Source organism: Microbacterium murale, from assembly GCF_030815955.1.
GTDB lineage: Bacteria > Actinomycetota > Actinomycetes > Actinomycetales > Microbacteriaceae > Microbacterium > Microbacterium murale_A.
Genome location: NZ_JAUSXK010000001.1, coordinates 1024244 through 1040733 on the forward strand (window position 1 = coordinate 1024244; position 16490 = coordinate 1040733).

Consider the following 16490-nt stretch of genomic DNA (forward strand, 5'->3'; position numbering starts at 1 on the left):
CCTAGGCGTCCCTTTCCGCGAGCATCCGTCGCACGTCGTCCCGGCTGCGGACTTTCCCGGTCTTGATCGCGTCGGTGATGACGACCTCCTGCGAGGCGGTGACGACCGGAACCTCGTCGCCGTCGGCATCCAGAACCTTGCCGTTCTTGATGGTGTCGCCGTCGAAGAGGGTCTCGTTCGCGATGAGTCGCGCCAGATCCTCCTCACGGATGACCCGCCCCGAGCCGGGGATGAATGCGGAGCGCTCGGCGGACTTCCCGCCGAGATGGTTGAACAGCAGGTTCAGCAGCACCGCCATGATCGCGGCCGATGAGATGCCGGAGTGCAGGATTATGCCCACCCAGCTCGGCAGAGCATCGTAGAAGCCGGGCATGACCACCGGGATCACGCCGAAGCCGAGCGAGACGGCGACGATCACCATGTTCATGTTGCCCTCGTAGTTCACCTTGGCGAGCGTGCGGATGCCGGCGGCTGCAACCGACCCGAACAGCACGATGCCCGCGCCACCGAGGACGGGCGGCGGCACGGCCGCCACCAGTCCGCCGACGATCGGCAGCAGCCCGAGCACGACGAGGATGACGCCACCAGCGCTCACGACGAACCGTGACTTCACGCCCGTGATCGCGACGAGGCCGACGTTCTGCGCGAACGCGGACTGCGTGAACGAGTTGAACACGGGGGCGATGGCGGAGGAGATCATGTCGGCGCGGAGGCCGTTGGCGATCCGCTTCGAATCGACCTTGGTGCCGACGATCTCCCCGACCGCGATGATGTCTGCAGTGGTCTCGGTCATCGTCACGATGATGACGATGAACATCGAGATGATGCTGGCGATGCCGAACGTCGGCAGCCCGAATGCGAACGGTTGAGGCAGCGCCACGATCCCACCGTCTGCGATGTTGGAGAAGTCGGCCCAGCCGACGACACCGGCGAACGTGGTGCCGAGCACGATGGAGATGAGGATGGCGAGGCGCGAGACGGTCGGAGACGCGACCTTGCTCAGCACCAGCACGACGAGCAGCGTCCCCATCGCCAGGCCGATGTTCTGCAGGCTGCCCCAGTTCGGGTCCTCAGGGGAGGTGCCACCCATCGCCCAACCGGCAGCGACCGGCATCAGCGTCAGCCCGATCGTCGTGATCACGGTGCCGGTCACGACCGGCGGGAAGAACCGCACGATCATCGCGAAGAACGGCGCGACGATGAGGCCGGCGATGGATGCCGCGATCACGGCGCCGAACACGCCGGGCAGCCCCTCGCCTGCCGTGAGGATGGCCGTCATGGTCGCGACGCCCGAGAACGAGACGCCCTGCACGAGTGGCAGTTGCGATCCGAAGAAGGGCACGCCCCACGACTGCAGGATCGTGGCGAGGCCGCCGATGAACAGACACGATGCGATGAGAAGGCCGATCTCGCCCGGCGCGAGGCCGGCGGCATTGCCGATGATGAGCGGCACGGCGATGATCCCGCCGTACATCGTCAGCACATGCTGCAGCCCATAGGCGAAGGTCGGACCGAGGCGGAGCCTCTCGTCTTCGGGGCGGCGGACTTTTGGCGTTCTCGACATTGATCTCTCCGTTGAGGTGCGTCTGTCATGGTTTCACGCTCATCGCGCGATTCCGTATTATGGAATTTAATTTCCATGTCTGCGGTTGGAGTGATGCTAACACCGAATGACGTCCCGTGCTAGCGTACGATCGCCGGCCCTTCCACGGGCCGGTCGGCGGAACAGCAGACGCCGAGAAACCTGAGCTGGCGGCCCGAGCCCCAGCCCCGTGTCGCCAGAGGAAAGGCGACACCGATGACAAGAATCTGGCTCCGCGACCCACTCGCGATTCATCTGGGAACGGATGCCGATGCCGCGCTCGCCGCGCGCGGCATCGTCGTCGACACGCGACTCGGCACCATCGCCGAGCTCGTCGGGCGCGGGGAGGAACCGCGCGTCGATGAGGTGTTCGACGCCGGCGCGCACGTGATCACGCCCGGCCTCATCAACACCCACCACCACTTCTACCAGACCCTCACCAGGGCCTGGGCACCGGTCGCGGACCTCCCCCTGTTCGGGTGGTTGGTGAACCTGTATCCGGTGTGGGCCAGGCTCACCCCTCGCGCCCTGGAGCTGGCCACGACCGTGGCGATGGCGGAGCTGCTCCAGTCCGGGTGCACGACGGCCGCCGATCATCACTATCTCTTCCCCACCGGCATGGACGATGCCATCGACATCCAGGTCGATGTCACTCGCAGGCTGGGCATGCGCGCGATGCTCACCCGCGGCTCGATGTCGCTCGGAGAGGACGACGGCGGGCTGCCTCCGCAGCAGACGGTGCAGGACCCGGACGTGATCCTCGCGGATTCGGAGCGGCTGGTGAAGCGCTACCACGAGCGCGGCGCCGGCGCGAAGGTGCAGATCGGCCTCGCGCCGTGCTCGCCGTTCTCTGTGACAACGTCACTGATGGCCGATTCGGCAACGCTCGCGGAGCGACTCGACGTGCGCCTCCACACGCATCTCGCAGAGACGCTCGACGAGGAGCAGTTCTGCCTGGACCGATTCGGCATGCGCACCGTCGAGTATCTGGAGTCGGTCGGGTGGTTGTCGGATCGCACCTGGCTCGCGCACGGAGTGCACTTCAACGATGACGAGATCAACGCGCTCGGGACCGCCGGCACGGCGGTCGCGCACTGCCCCACGTCCAACATGCGCCTGGCCAGCGGCATCGCCCGCATCGTGGAGCTGGAAGAGGCAGGAGTGCCGGTCGGACTCGGCGTCGACGGATCGGCATCGAACGATGCCTCCAATATGATCCGCGAGGTCCGCCAGGCGCTCTATCTGCAGCGGCTGCGGTACGGCACCGAAAGGGTGACCAGCGCACGCGTGCTGGATTGGGCGACCGCAGGATCGGCCTCGGCTCTCGGCCGCACCGACATCGGCCGCATCGCACCGGGGATGCAGGCCGATCTCGCGATGTTCCGGTTGGACGGCCTCGCGTTCTCCGGCTCCCACGACCCGATCGCGGCGCTTGTGCTGTGCGGCGCCGAGCGCGCCGACCGCGTCATGGTGGGCGGCGAATGGAGGGTGCGGGACGGACAGGTCGAGGGCCTCGACGTCGATGAGCTCATCGCCGAGCATCGCCAGGCCGCCCGTGCCCTGGTCTCCGCTTCCTGACCACCGTTCGGCGGACTGCGTCGGGACTGAAAGAATGGATGCTTCGAGGAGAGGAAGTCCATGTCCTGGATCGTCACCGGCGGAGCCGGCTACATCGGAGCGCACGTCGTGCGCTCGCTCGCGGATGCCGGGCTCTCTCCGGTCGTACTGGATGATCTGTCCAGCGGCATCGCCGCGTTCGTGCCGGAGGGCGTTCCGTTCGTGCAGGGCAGCATCCTCGATCGCGATCTGGTCGAGAAGGCGCTCCGCGATCACGACGCCGAGGGCGTCATCCACGTCGCGGGCTACAAGTACGCCGGCGTCTCGGTGCAGCGACCGCTGCACACGTACGCGCAGAATGTCGAGGGCACACGCGTGATTCTCGAGGCGATGGAAGCCGCGGGCGTCAGCAACATCGTCTTCTCCTCCTCCGCGGCCGTCTTCGGCACCCCCGATGTTCCGCTCGTCGTCGAGGAGACGGCGAAGAAGCCGGCGAGCCCTTACGGGGAATCCAAGCTGATCGGCGAATGGATGCTGCGCGACCAGGCGATCGCGACGGCCGAGTCCGAGCATCCGCTGCGTCACACGTCGCTGCGCTACTTCAACGTCGTCGGATCCGCGGACGAGACCGTCTACGACGTCAGCCCGCACAACCTCTTCCCGATCGTGTTCGAGGCGCTGATCGAAGGCAAGACGCCCAAGATCTTCGGCGACGACTACGCCACCGAAGACGGCACGAACGTGCGCGACTATGTGCACGTCGGCGACATCGCGGCCGCGCACGTGGCTGCGGCCAAGCGTCTGGCATCCGGGGAGAGCATCGAGGCCGCCTACAACCTCGGTTCCGGCGACGGCCTGAGCGTGAAGCAGATCATGGATGCCGTGGTGCGTGTGACCGGCATCGAATTCACCCCGGAGATCAGCGCCCGCCGCCCCGGCGACCCCGACCGCATCGTGGCGACCGGCGAGCTCGCCGCGCGCGATCTGGATTGGAAGATGCGCTACACGGTCGACGAGATGGTCCGCTCGGGCTGGGAAGCTCGCCGCGCGGCGCAGTAGTCCGTCTCAGGGTGCTGCGACGAGGTCGCGCGCGCGGATCGGGTAGAGGAAGAAGCACACCCAGGCGAGTGCGGTGAAGCCCATCGGCACGACGGCGAGCATGATCCGGATGCCGCCATCCACAGCATCCGGCTGCGCATCGCCGAGCGCGGCGTCGAACCCGCTCGCATTCAGCACCCACGCGGCGACGACGGCCTGCAGCACCACTGATCCGCGCACCACGAACCCGTTCACCCCGAAATACACGCCCTCACGACGGTGACCGGTGCGCGCGGCGTCATCGTCGATGATCTGGGCGAGCACGACCTCGAGCAGCTGCAGCAGTCCGCCGACACCGACACCCACGGCGGCACCGACCAATGCGGCACCGAGAACAGAGGCAGGCACCAGGTAGCCGAGCACGGCGACACCGAAAACCCCCACCGCCCACAGCAGCGACGCCCGCGGCGACGTCAGTTGCACCACTTTGCTCCACAGGAAGATCGCCGGGATGGCGACGACGAAGATCACTCCGAGCAGGATGCTGCCCTCGCCCTCCGCGGCGTGCAACGAGTACCGCACATAGAACGGGATCGCCGCGAGGATCACCGCGATCGCGGTCTGCACGAACAGCGACCCGAGCACGTACGGCACGAACGCACGGTTGGCGAATGTATAACGCAGCTGCGCGCGCCACTTCATCGGCGTTTCTGCGGCCACCTCACCTCGGCGCTCCAGCATCCCGCCCGCGAACGACCAGACGAAAAGCACCAGACATACGAAGGCCAGCGCGAGCCCCATGCCCGGCCAACCGATGCTGCCGTACAGCAGCGGAGCGCCTGCCGTACCGAGGATCATGCCGGCGATCGCGAACACCTGCCGCGGCACATTGCCCCTGGCGCGCTCCGCCGTGGTGCGGAAGATCTCCGGGAAGAGTGCCGAGATGTTCAGCACGACCACGACGAATGCGATGTCGTACACGGCGACGACGACGAGGAACCAGACGATCAGGCCACCCGCCGACGACGCGGGCGGCATCCAGATCAGCGCGAACGCGACCACGAGCGGCACGATCCCGAACCCGATCCACGGAATCCGGCGCCCCCACGGTGTGCGAATGCGATCGGAGAGAGCGCCGACGAGCGGGTTGAGCAGAGCGTTCAGGATGCCGTGCGCAATCATCGCCGCCGCCACCCACTCGGCCGGCACGGCGAGGTGAGCCACGTAGAAGTAGACGACGAACGCGGAGAACGTCTGCGACATCAGCTGGATCGGGAATCCAGAAGCCCCGAACGCCATCGACTGAGCGCGGGTGGGCGCGGCATCCAGACGACGATCACGGATACGCGCTGCAAGGCTCATCGCTATGGCTCCTGTCGGCGCTGCACGTCGCGCAGCGCACGCCAGCCTATCCGGACGAGTCCCTCCTTCTCGATGACTTCGTGAACCAGAGGATCGGCGAGCAGTCGCCGCTCGTACCCACGCTTCGCCGCGCCGTAGTCGACGGCGGCGCGCAGTTCGTGCCCGTCGACCATCGGATGCAGGTAGATCTCGGTCACACCGGTCGGCACGGCGCGGAGCAGCGCCACGAAACCGTCGCGGATCTGCTCGTACGTCTCCTCGTCGTCCGTGCCTTCCCCGGCCAGCTCGAAGGGATGCGTCCACAGCCTGTCGAGGATCACGATCCCCGCAGCATCCGCCATCTGCGTGGCGTGATCGAGGAGCGGCTGCATCGCGGGATCGAGTTCGGGACCGTCGGCGATGCGTGGCAGACGGAAGGGCAACCCGTGTCGGGCGGCGAGGTCGAAGACAGCGCTGAGGAAGTTGCGCCCGGTGTGCAGCCCGTAGACCGACCCCATGTGATTGTCGATATGCGTGACGTCGACCCCGGCGGCGAGCGCGGCCTCGACCTGGGCGTCGAGCTCGGCCGCGACGTCTTCGACCGAAGCCCTCTCCTCCACCGTTCGCACATCGGTCGGGAAGTAGCCGTCGGGATCGACGAGGCTCGTCCCCGCGCCGATCAGCGGGCGCCAGCGATATCGACTCCACTCGCTGGTGAGCACCAGATGGACGCCCACGCTCAGGGAAGGATGTGCAGCGGCGAACGCGAGCGCCTCCGGCGCCCAGGCGCATGGCACCATGACTGTCGCCGAATCGAGGTGCTCGGCGATCAGCAGCTCGGTGATGGCCTCGTTCGCCGCGTGGCACATGCCGAAGTCATCCGCGTTGAGGATGATCGCACGAGACTCCGGCGCGAGATCCAGTCGTGTGGTGAGCACGGATGGCGCCGTCATCGGCCGACCATGCCGCCCGGCGAGACGAAACGGGAGAACGAGAATTCCCGCAGGGTGGATGCCGCCTGACCGATCGCCCCGATCATCGTCGCCTCGCGTCCGAACGCGGATGTCACGAATCTCAGTGCGAGCAGGTGCGAGAGGGCTTCCGCAGCCCGATGCACTGCGGCGACGAAGCTCGGATGAGCGGCATGTCCCGCCAATACGAAGGCCTGCGGGTCGATGACGAGCGTCACGCTGCCTGCGACGACCACGATGCGCCTCGCCAGTTCGTCGACCATGGCCTTCGCCGCCTCGTCACCGTCCGCGCACGCGTTCAGATGCACGAGCAGCGGATCAGCCGGATCACGACCGTGCACGAGCGCCAGATCTTCGACGACCGCCTCATTGAGCACCGGTGCACCGATCGGAACCGGCGGCTGAGGGAGGTAGAGCACCTCACCCGCGATGCCGGCGGCGCCGCGGCGCAGTTCACCATCGAGCACCGTCCCCGCGCCGAGACCTTCGTCGATGAGCAGCAGGGTGAAACTCGACAGCTCCCGCCCGACCTCGGAATCCGCTTCTGCGAGCGCAGCCAGATTGACGTCGTTCTCAATACGAACGGGGCACCCGAGGTGAGCGGCCAAGGCGGCACGGAAGGCTCCGCCATCCGGACCCTGGTCGTCTCTGATCTCACCGTCGGGGGTGACGATCCCCGGCATCGCCACCACGACGTGTCGCAGCGGCGCATGCACTGCCTGACGACATTCGGTGATGAGTGCGGCGATGTCGGCGGCCCGATCCTCGACGTGGCCGAGCGGCGCATCCCGTTGGGCGCGCACCGAACCGGTCAGGTCCACCAGCGAGACGTGCATCGCGGTGTGGTCGACATGCACGGCGGCCGCGACTCCGAGCCCAGGGTGAAGGGAGACCCGGGTCGCCGCCGGACCGCGCGTCTCCCGGTCCACCCCAGCGGATGCCACGGCATCCCCAGCTTCGAGCATCCGAAGGACCTGAGTGACGGCTGTCCGCGACAACCCGGTCTCACCCATCAACTCCGCACGGGTCAGGGGGCCTCGTCGTGCCAACGCCTCCAGGATCGCTCTCGCGTTCAGTGTTCGCAGCAGGGTCTGCGGATCCGCCAGAGGTCTTGTCACAACGTTTCCTCGTGCTTCGTTCGGGACAGTATGACACGAAGTGTCCCACATGCGCACGCACTTCGTGTCACCGGCACGACGCTGCCCGGTTCTCCCTCGAGGAGCGCGGAACCCTACTGGCCGTCGCGCCGATCAAGCACGACGATACTCTGCGCCACCTCCGAGCGCAGCGCGGTCCGCTCAGCATCCGGCAGCCAGCTCGCGTCCACGGCGCGAACCGCCATCTCGCTCAGCTGCGCGCGGGTCGCACCGATCTGCTCGTTGAGGATGCCGTACTCAGCACTCAGCGTGGTGGGGAACATGCCGGGGTCGTCCGAGCATGGGATGACGCCGAGACCGGCGTCGAGCATGGCACGGATGGAGGCACGGCGCCACGGCCGCCAGGAGCGGCGCGAGGTGGTCGAGCCCACGGTGAACGTGACGCCTTCACCGCGCACGCGAGCCACGACCTCCGGATCTTCGAGCACGTAGTAGCCGTGGTCGATCCGATCGCAGCCGAGCAGATCGAGACACGTGATGGTGTTCTGCGCCGTCGGCGAATGCTCGGATGAGTGCGCTGTCCGTCTGAGCCCGGCCTCCCCCGCCAGCCGATACGCGTCGGCGAAGCGCTCGGGCGGACCCGCGGTCTCGAGGTTGTCCAGCCCGATCCCGACGACGTACTCATTGGGGTTGTCGACGACCTGGCGCACGCCCTGCAGCGCTTCTTCGCCGCTCTTGGAACGGTCGATCCCCTTGATCATGCGGCCGGTCATCCCGAAGTCGCGTTCCGCCAGGCGGATGCCCTCGGCGTACGCCTCCACGCTGCCCCGGTAGCCCAAGGACGAGAGATGCTCCGGCACGTCGTCGAAGAACAACTCGAGGTGGCGCGTATTGCTCTTGCGATGCGCGTCCTCGAACGCCTCGTAGACGATACGAGTGAGGTCATCCGCATCGCGAAGCGCCTCGGTCACCCACCGGGATGCCTGGAACAGCGAGTACGACACCTCGGGCTCATCGGCCGAGCGGCCCTGCGGAACCGGGATCACGGTGTTCTTGTACAGCGCCGGATCCGGCGGCAACGAATTGATGTCCCGGAAGATGCGCTCCGGGTCGTCCGGCAGGTCGAGCTTCTCGCGCCGGGCGAGCTCGGCGAATGTCGTCGCACGCACCGTGCCGATCAGATGGCAGTGCAGGTCGACCTTGGGCAGATCGCGGATCCAGTCCGCGGAGACCGCTGCGGTCACCGGCTCGGTGGTCGACCCGGTCGTCGGTGCGGTCACTGGGCCGTCACCTCGCGGGCGAAGCGGTCCACCCATTCGGTGCGCGTCGGCACCAGCTCGGTCGGGTCGAGGGTGGCGAATCCGGCGGCGATCGGGTCGTCGGCGATGTCGCCGACGACGGCGCGGATCTCATCGGGGATCTCCGCAGCAGGATTGACCGGAAGGTCTCCAACGATGGCGGCGGAAGACGTCTGCGCCTCGACGCCGAGCAGATAGTCGATGAACTTCTCGGCCGCTTCGACATTCGCCGCACCGGTCGGGATCATGGCGCGGTTGGTCGCCATGTAGGCGCCCTCGCTCGGCGCGACCCAGGCGACCGGCTCTCCGGAGGCGATCACGTCGGTGGCGAAGCCGTTCAGTGAATCGGCCGCGACGATCTCGCCCTGGGTGATGAGGTTGGTCACCTCGGTGGACGAGCTGTAGAACTGCAGGATGTTCGGCGCCCAGTCCCCCATTGTCGTGAACGCGGTGTCGACGTCATAAGGTCCGTCGCCGAACGCGGTGGCGACGCCGCTGATGGTCAGCTGGCCCGCGGTCACCGAGATGTCGGGCAGCGCGAGCTTGCCCTTGTACGCCGGGTCTCCGTACAGATCCCAGCTCGACGCCTCCTCGGCGTCCAGCTCGTCCGTGTTGTACAGCGTGCCGTTGAGCTGGTAGCTGTAGGCCGGGCCCAGGTAGGTGTCTTCCTTGGCGAAGTCGGCGATCTCATCGAGGTTCGGCACGGCCGAGGCGTCGACCTGCTGGAACAGGTCGTCCTCCTGGCCGAGGGCGGCGTAGTAGTCGCTGATCATCATCACGTCGACGCCGGGGTCGACGCCGTCCGTCAGCTGCAATTGCGAGAGGCGGTCGGCGTTGGACCCGGTGGCGATCTCGACTTCGATGCCGGTCGCCTCGGTGAACGGGTCGATGACCGCTTCCTGCAGCTCCTCCACCCCGAACGGGAACGTGCTCACGACGAGCACGTCCGCGTCGGACTCCGGCTCCGAGGACGTGCAGCCGGCGAGGACGACGGCGGATGCCGCGGCACCTGCCGCGAGCATCACGAGGCGAGAGGGACGATTCAGCATGATGATTCCTTTCGGGAGGGTCATTCAGAGAGTTCGACGATGTGCGCGCGAGCGGCACCGGCGGTCACGGCGTCTCCGACGGCGACCCGCGGTGCCCCATCGGCACGCATGTCGGAGAGCAGGGTGATCGGGCCCGATTCGTCGTGCGCAGCGATCGTGATGAGCAGGTCGACGCCGCGATATGCGACGTCGGTCACCGTGCCGGGCAGCGCGAGCGCGTGCTGCCGCTCGGACGATCCGGTCTCGACGACGAGGTGCTCAGGACGCACCGTGACCAGACCGGATGCCGTCCGGACGAAGTTCTCATAACCGAGGAAGTCGGCGACGAAACGGTCTGCCGGGGCCCCGAAGACGTCGGCGGGCGCCCCTTGCTGCATGATGCGGCCCTCGCGCATCAGCACCATCTCATCGCTCATCTCCAGGGCTTCATCCTGGTCGTGGGTGACGAGGACGACGGTGAGCCCTGTCTCGTGCTGGATGCGGCGGATCTCAGTGCGCATCTGCACCCGGAGCCGCGCATCGAGATTCGACAGCGGCTCGTCGAGCAGAAGCAGTTTGGGGCGGATCGCGATGGCTCTGGCGAGCGCCACCCGCTGCTGCTGTCCGCCGGACAGCGCACGGGGCTTTCGGGAGGCGAGGTGTGCGAGGCCGACGAGCTCAAGACTCTCCATGACGCGGGTGCGGCGCTCGTCCTTGGATGTGCCGCGCAGCTTGAGACCGTAGCCGACGTTCTCGGCGACGGTCATGTGCGGGAACAGCGCGTAGGACTGGAACACCATCCCCAGACCCCGCTTCTCCGGCGGCGTGGTGGTGGCGTCGACGCCGTCGATGAGGATGCGTCCTGCGGTGGGCCTGGTGTAGCCGGCGAGCATGCGCAGCGAGGTGGTCTTTCCGCAACCTGACGGACCGAGCAGGGTCGTGAGCTTCCCGGCCGGGATGCTGAGGTCGATGTCATCGACCGCGGTGAAGTCGCCGAATCTCTGGCTGACCGACACGAACTGGGCTGCGGCGTTCATCGGTTGATGCCTCCGAAGATCTTGGCGAAGCCGACCGTCTTCTCCGCGATGATCGCGATGACGACGGTGGCGGCGAGGATGAGGGTCGATGTGGCTGCGACCATCGGGTCGTAGCTCTGCTGCACGTAGTCGAGCATCGTGACGGGCAGAGTCTGCGTGGTACGGCTCTGCAGCAGCAGCGAGAGCGGAACGTTGTTGAACGACGTGATGAAGCTCAGCAGCGCGGCGGAGAAGATGCCCGGACGCAGGATCGGCAGCGTGATCGTCCAGAACGTGCGCCATGGGGAGGCGCCGAGCCCTCTGGCCGCCTCCTCCAGTGCGGGGTCGGCACCGGCCACGGCCGCACCCGTGACCCGCACCGCATAGGGCAGCAGGAGGGCCGTGTGCCCGATCAGCAGCACGGGCCAGTTGTCGATGCGGAAGGTGACGATGAGCTGCTGGAAGAGCGCGAGCCCGACGACCAGCTCGGGGACGATGAGCGGCGAGAGGAACAGCGCCTCCACGACCCCCTTGCCCGGCAGCTTTCCGCGGTAGATGGCCAGCGTCGCCGGAACTCCGACCAGGAGCGCGAGCACGGTCGCCAGCAGAGCGATCTCTGCACTCGTGATGAGCGACCCCATGAACGGCTTGTAGTTGAGCGCGGCGCCGAACCACTTCAGCGAGAAGCCCTCCGGCGGGAACTTCAGAGTCCTGGATTCCGTGAATGACACCGCCACCACGAAAAGGATCGGCACGATCATGACGATGTAGCCGAGAACGGCCAACGACATGGCGACCGGACGGCGGGTGTTCATGCGGTGGGCCCCCTTCCGTCCGACGATGGACGAGATCGCCGAGACCAGGAAGACGAGGATGGTCATGATCAACGCCGTGGCGGATGCGGCGGCCCAGTCGACCGTCACGCTCGCGTATGAGAAGAGCTGCGTCGACAGCATCCGGTTGCCGGATCCGCCCAGCAGGTAAGGAGTCGTGTATGCCGTGACGGATCCGGCGAACACGAGAGTGGCCGCCACGACGAGGCCGGGGAGGGAGAGCGGAACGACGACATCCCAGAAGGTACGGGTACGGGACGCGCCGAGGCCCCTCGCCGCATCATCGAGACCGGCATCCACCTGGGACACCGCGGAATAGCAGGTGATGATCGCGAGCGGCAGGAAGAGTTGCGTCAGACCCAGCACGATCGCCAGCGGCGTGTACAGCAGTTGCGGCGCCTCATCGACGAGCCCGAGAGCGGTGAGCAGCTGCCCGAGGGCCCCGTTGGAACCGAGCACCACGAGCCAGCCGAAGGTGCGCACCACATTGCTCAGCAGCAGCGGGAAGATCGCCAGTGCCAGGAACACTCCCGCCCACTTCGATGTCGACCGGGCCAGGAGATACGCGATCGGGAATCCGAGGATCACGCACACCGCGGTGACGACCAGTCCCAGCAGCAGTGTTCTGCCGATGATCGCGAGGTCGTATGGATCGGTGAGCATCTCGCCCATCCGAACGAAGATGTCGATCGTCGCTGTGCGCGGCGGAGCCAGCAGCATGGCGAGTGAAGGAACGAGGAATCCGATCAGCAGAAAGGCGAGCCCCGGTAGCAACAACAGCGCGGGCGTTGCTCTGTTTCGCATTTCTTCCTCCTCGGGCGACTCGATCAGTGTAACCGGTTACAAATCGGACGCAAGAGACGAATCCCTTTTGTTCACATAGGTGAAACACGCGGACTGCCGAATATCTGCATCCGGTTTCACTCATCGTGGTTTGATAGCGGGAACCGAGTCGGCTGGCAAAGTGTCGAGCCGGACACGCGGAGAACCGACGAGAGGAGTCGCGATGACGACGATCGCCGATGTCGCACGACTCGCCGGAGTCTCCAAGGCCACTGCGTCACGCACCTTCTCCCGCCCGGAACTGGTGACGCCCGGAACCGCGCAGCGAGTGCACGATGCAGCGGACAAGCTCGGGTTCGTCGTGAACAACGCGGCGCGACTGCTCGCCGGCGGTCGAAGCGGAATCCTCGCACTCGCCGTCCCGACCCTTGACAACAGCTACTTCAGTCCGATCATCGCCGGTGCACAGGCTCGCGCCGATGCTTCCGGATACCAGCTCACCGTCGTCGTGTTCCCGCTGGAGAACGTTGCGGAGCTGCCTCGCCTGGCCCGCCTCGAACGCCAGATCGACGGCCTCATCGTCGTCGCACCGCGCGGCACGGACGATCTGATCCGCTCCGCCCTCGGCACCACACCGACCGTCCTCGTGGACCGGGAGATCGACGGCGTGACCTCTGTCGTGGCTGATACCGCGTCCGCCTTCGGCTCGCTGGTCGAGCAGATCATCCGCGACGGCCACCGCCGGATCGCGTATGTGGGCGGGCCGGAAGGGTCGTGGCAGGATCTCCAGCGCACGCGCGCCGTGCAGGAAGCGGCGCACCGCGGCAGGGCCGAGCTGACCGTCATCGGGCCTTACGCCTCGACGTTCGCTGCCGGGACGCAGGCGGCGAAAGAGGTGCGGGCGTTCGCTCCGACAGCGGTCATCCCCTATGCGACGGCGATCGGTCTGGGCGTGCGATTCTCGTACCTGATGGCGGGAGATCGTCCGCCGCTGGTCAGCTCGGAACGCTCGATCGTGGAGGCGCTGGACGAACCAGGCTCGCCCGCCATCGATGTGGATGGTCAGGAACTCGGTCGCGTGGCCGCCGAGATGCTCATCGAACGGATCGGCGCGCCCGAGGCGCCCGCCGCACGCGCCAGACTGGAAGTCTCCTTCGAACAGGCGGCCGACCGATGAACAACGACCCCATCGCCACCACGGCTTCGGGGCCCCGTGCGCGGATTCTGGCGGGATCACGGCACACCCGCGGCATCCGCCGCCTTCCTCGGCATCCCGTTCGCCCAGCCGCCGATCGGCGACCTGCGTTTCGCGGCCCCGGTGCCGCCGGAGCCGTGGACAGAGATCCTCGACGCCACGGAGTACGGGGCCACCGCGTTGCTCACCACGGGCACGGACACGCTCATCCCTGAGCCCGCAATCCCGGGCGACAGCACGCTGAATGTGAACGTGTTCACTCCATCGTTGGATGCGTCGCTGCCGGTGCTGGTGTGGATTCACGGCGGCGGCTACACGGAGGGCTCACCGGCCAGCCCCTGGTACGACGGCAGCCGTTTCAATCGCGACGGCGTCGTGACGGTGTCGATCTCGTACCGGCTCTGCTTCGACGGCTTCGGCTTCATCGAGGGCGCTCCGCACAACCGCGGCGTGCGCGACTGGATCGCCGCTCTGGAGTGGGTGCAGCAGAACATCGCCGCGTTCGGCGGTGACCCTGGTCGCGTGACGATCGGCGGGCAGTCCGCCGGCGGAGGCGCCGTTCTGACACTTCTCGGGATGCCGTCGACCCAGCACCTGTTCCACCAGGCGCTGTCGGTCTCCGGCGCGTTGGCCGATGTGCCACTCGACGAGGCGCGCGAGCGATCGACGCGGCTGGCTGCGATCGCCGGCGTCACGGCCGACCTCTACGGATTCCGATCGGCGGATGAGGCGACCCTGCTCTCTCTGCAGGCCAAGGCGGCGAGCGCCAGACGCGGCCTCGCCGCGCTGACGGATCAGCTCGCGAACGGCCTGCCCTGGGGGCCGATGATCGACGGCGACCTCATCGCGCAGCCGACCGTCGACGCGCTGCGCGCAGGCATCGGCGGCGACAAGCCGCTGCTGCTGGGCGCCGCCGACGATGAGTTCACGATGGTTGCAGAGCGCGAAGAGTCGAAGCTGCGCATGATTCCGCCGGCACTGCTGCTGCGTCCTTTCATCAGGAACCGCGATGCACGCCGCGCCTACTTCGAGGCGAACGCATCGCAGCGCGCACTCGGCACCGCTGCGATGGTCGGGCGCTACATCAGCGACCACATCTTCCGAGTGCTCGTCCCCCGGGTGGCCGAAGCACGGCAGAGTGTGGATGCCGCGACCTGGACGTACCGGTTCAGCTGGGTCTCGTCTGCGAAGGGCTGGGCATGCCACTGCCTCGACGTGCCGTTCTGGTTCGATGGACTGGACCGAGTGCGCGTCGACGCCCTTACCGGGCCGCATCCGCCGCAGTCGCTCGCGGATGAACTGCACGGTGCAGCGGTTTCGTTGATCACCGCCGGCGATCCCGGTTGGGCGCCGTGGCGCGCGCAGCCGGGAACAACGCGGGTCTTCGGCGGAGCGGGCGCGGACGCCGTCGTCACTGACACCGCGTACGACAGCGTGCTCGCATTGCTCTGAGTCGCGAGGCCCTACTCTGCGAAAGGGTTCGAAGAAGAGTTTCCGGGCTTCATCCCGTGGTGAAGCCCGGAAACTCTTCTTACGCCGGGTCAGGAGTGAGTCACGCTAGCCCACGACCGCGATCTCGTTGGGCACCTCGGGAAGCTCCGCGGAAGCGAGAACCTCTCCAGTGGCGGCATCCAACGTGACGATGGTGCTGTTGGCGGCGTCGGTGACGTAGACGACGTTGCCGAGTGCAGCGATGGCCGGGTGCGGCTGCTGCCATTCACTCGGCCCCTCCCACGCATCGATCGCATCGTAGGACGCCGTGATCGCACCGGTCGCGGGGTCGATGAGGTGCAGCTTGCCATCGGAGCCGATGAGTACCGCGTCACCGTTCTCGACACGCGTCACGCCACGGAAGGTGTAGCTGACGCCCTCCGGAAGAGCAACCTTCTCGAGTGTCTTCGCCTCTGTGTCCACCAGCGCGATGTCGGTGAGAAGGTAGCCCTCCATGTCGGGGTCGTCCTTGTAGTCCATCACGACGAGCGGGCTGTTCTCGGAGACATATGCATTGCCGATGCGGCCGTACTCATCGGGCGAGGTGAGCTTCGTGATCTCGCCGTCGTCGAAGACGAGCGCACCGTTCTCGCAGCCGAAGACGACCGCCTCTCCCTGCGCTGTGCCCTCGCCGTGCACGCCGGGGCACTCCGCACTGGCCGCGATCTCCGCACCGCCTGCATCCACGGCCCGGATGCCGGAGCGCCCGGCCGCGTCACCGACGGTCGTGACGAACGTTCCGTCCTCCAGCACCACCGAGACGCCGTGGTGCGCGTCCACCCCTTCGACGACGTCCGCTTCCGGCAGCTCGCCGTCGACGTCGGCGAGCGAGTCGGTGTCGAAGATGGTGGTGTCGCTGGTCGCATCGTCGTAGAGCACGGTCTTGCCGCCGTGACGGACGACGTGCCCTGCAGCGGCGGCTTCGACCACCAGGTCGGTGAGTTCGGGTTCGCGCACATCGAGCAGCTGGAAGCCCTCCGACGTGGTCACGAATGCGTGCCGTCCGTCGCCTGCGGGGTTGAGCCGGACGAAGTCCTCGGTCGGCAGATCATCGATCACCTCGAGGGACTCGCCGTCGACGATGAGCACTCCGCCTTCGTACGCCACAGCGACGCGGGGGCCGTCCGCCGGTGCGTCCGAACTGCTGGGAACGGTGTCGGTCTCCGCGGCCGACCCCGCACTGCAACCCGCCAGCAGGAGTGCGGCGACTCCGGCGCCCGCCGCGAAGCGCATGGTTCTTTTCAGCTGTGTCATGGTTTT

At 67.0% G+C, this 16490-nt stretch carries 13 protein-coding genes; 4 read left to right on the top strand and 9 right to left on the bottom strand.

What is annotated here, in order from left to right:
- Position 1: 1 nt before the first annotated feature.
- Positions 2-1564, bottom strand: coding sequence for a nucleobase:cation symporter-2 family protein (locus tag QFZ46_RS05050; RefSeq protein WP_307358978.1), 1563 nt, complete (start codon positions 1562-1564; stop codon positions 2-4).
- Between the two features lie 234 nt (positions 1565-1798).
- Here QFZ46_RS05050 and QFZ46_RS05055 point away from each other — a divergent pair, with 234 nt between their 5' ends.
- On the top strand, positions 1799-3160 hold the full coding sequence (locus QFZ46_RS05055; RefSeq protein WP_307358980.1) for an 8-oxoguanine deaminase: 1362 nt from the start codon (positions 1799-1801) through the stop codon (positions 3158-3160).
- 60 nt (positions 3161-3220) lie between these two features.
- Positions 3221-4198, top strand: coding sequence for a UDP-glucose 4-epimerase GalE (gene galE, locus QFZ46_RS05060; protein ID WP_307358982.1), 978 nt, complete (start codon positions 3221-3223; stop codon positions 4196-4198).
- A gap of 6 nt (positions 4199-4204) precedes the next feature.
- Here the strand turns inward: galE and QFZ46_RS05065 are convergent, their stop codons facing one another.
- The 7 genes from QFZ46_RS05065 to QFZ46_RS05095 all read right to left on the bottom strand — a co-directional run bounded on the left by QFZ46_RS05065 (position 4205) and on the right by QFZ46_RS05095 (position 12565).
- Positions 4205-5539 carry an MFS transporter gene (locus QFZ46_RS05065; protein ID WP_307358985.1) on the bottom strand — a complete coding sequence of 445 codons (1335 nt, stop codon included), beginning with the start codon at positions 5537-5539 and terminating at the stop codon, positions 4205-4207.
- 2 nt (positions 5540-5541) lie between these two features.
- The gene (locus tag QFZ46_RS05070; protein WP_307358993.1) at positions 5542-6471 is read right to left on the bottom strand and encodes a polysaccharide deacetylase family protein; all 930 of its coding nucleotides are present in this window, start codon (positions 6469-6471) and stop codon (positions 5542-5544) included.
- Positions 6468-7607: an ROK family transcriptional regulator gene (locus QFZ46_RS05075; protein ID WP_307358996.1), complete on the bottom strand. Its 1140-nt coding sequence runs from the start codon at positions 7605-7607 to the stop codon at positions 6468-6470. The genes QFZ46_RS05070 and QFZ46_RS05075 overlap by 4 nt, the downstream gene beginning before the upstream one ends.
- Before the next feature lie 113 nt (positions 7608-7720).
- Complete coding sequence (locus QFZ46_RS05080) at positions 7721-8866, bottom strand: adenosine deaminase family protein (RefSeq protein WP_307358997.1); 1146 nt, start codon at positions 8864-8866, stop codon at positions 7721-7723.
- Positions 8863-9933, bottom strand: a complete 1071-nt coding sequence (locus tag QFZ46_RS05085; RefSeq protein ID WP_307358998.1) for an extracellular solute-binding protein — start codon at positions 9931-9933, stop codon at positions 8863-8865. Before QFZ46_RS05085 ends, QFZ46_RS05080 begins: the two co-directional genes overlap by 4 nt.
- A gap of 20 nt (positions 9934-9953) precedes the next feature.
- On the bottom strand, positions 9954-10949 hold the full coding sequence (locus tag QFZ46_RS05090) for an ABC transporter ATP-binding protein (RefSeq protein ID WP_307359000.1): 996 nt from the start codon (positions 10947-10949) through the stop codon (positions 9954-9956).
- Positions 10946-12565 carry an ABC transporter permease gene (locus tag QFZ46_RS05095; RefSeq protein WP_307359002.1) on the bottom strand — a complete coding sequence of 540 codons (1620 nt, stop codon included), beginning with the start codon at positions 12563-12565 and terminating at the stop codon, positions 10946-10948. Before QFZ46_RS05095 ends, QFZ46_RS05090 begins: the two co-directional genes overlap by 4 nt.
- Before the next feature lie 202 nt (positions 12566-12767).
- Here QFZ46_RS05095 and QFZ46_RS05100 point away from each other — a divergent pair, with 202 nt between their 5' ends.
- Both QFZ46_RS05100 and QFZ46_RS05105 read left to right on the top strand, forming a co-directional pair.
- Positions 12768-13721 carry a LacI family DNA-binding transcriptional regulator gene (locus QFZ46_RS05100; protein WP_307359004.1) on the top strand — a complete coding sequence of 318 codons (954 nt, stop codon included), beginning with the start codon at positions 12768-12770 and terminating at the stop codon, positions 13719-13721.
- Between the two features lie 36 nt (positions 13722-13757).
- A complete protein-coding gene (locus QFZ46_RS05105; RefSeq protein WP_307359006.1) occupies positions 13758-15191 on the top strand; it encodes a carboxylesterase/lipase family protein in 1434 nt (477 codons plus the stop codon).
- 105 nt (positions 15192-15296) lie between these two features.
- Here QFZ46_RS05105 and aztD read toward each other — a convergent pair whose 3' ends face one another.
- A complete protein-coding gene (gene aztD / locus QFZ46_RS05110) occupies positions 15297-16484 on the bottom strand; it encodes a zinc metallochaperone AztD (protein WP_307359008.1) in 1188 nt (395 codons plus the stop codon).
- Positions 16485-16490: the final 6 nt, after the last annotated feature.

Excerpts from the sequence above, each read along its gene's own strand:
- QFZ46_RS05050 (WP_307358978.1), bottom strand. The coding sequence starts at position 1,564 with ATGTCGAGAACGCCAAAAGTCCGCCGCCCCGAAGACGAGAGGCTCCGC.
- QFZ46_RS05055 (WP_307358980.1), top strand. The coding sequence starts at position 1,799 with ATGACAAGAATCTGGCTCCGCGACCCACTCGCGATTCATCTGGGAACG.
- galE (WP_307358982.1), top strand. The coding sequence starts at position 3,221 with ATGTCCTGGATCGTCACCGGCGGAGCCGGCTACATCGGAGCGCACGTC.
- QFZ46_RS05065 (WP_307358985.1), bottom strand. The coding sequence starts at position 5,539 with ATGAGCCTTGCAGCGCGTATCCGTGATCGTCGTCTGGATGCCGCGCCC.
- QFZ46_RS05070 (WP_307358993.1), bottom strand. The coding sequence starts at position 6,471 with ATGACGGCGCCATCCGTGCTCACCACACGACTGGATCTCGCGCCGGAG.
- QFZ46_RS05085 (WP_307358998.1), bottom strand. The coding sequence starts at position 9,933 with ATGCTGAATCGTCCCTCTCGCCTCGTGATGCTCGCGGCAGGTGCCGCG.
- QFZ46_RS05090 (WP_307359000.1), bottom strand. The coding sequence starts at position 10,949 with ATGAACGCCGCAGCCCAGTTCGTGTCGGTCAGCCAGAGATTCGGCGAC.
- QFZ46_RS05095 (WP_307359002.1), bottom strand. The coding sequence starts at position 12,565 with ATGCGAAACAGAGCAACGCCCGCGCTGTTGTTGCTACCGGGGCTCGCC.
- QFZ46_RS05100 (WP_307359004.1), top strand. The coding sequence starts at position 12,768 with ATGACGACGATCGCCGATGTCGCACGACTCGCCGGAGTCTCCAAGGCC.
- aztD (WP_307359008.1), bottom strand. The coding sequence starts at position 16,484 with ATGACACAGCTGAAAAGAACCATGCGCTTCGCGGCGGGCGCCGGAGTC.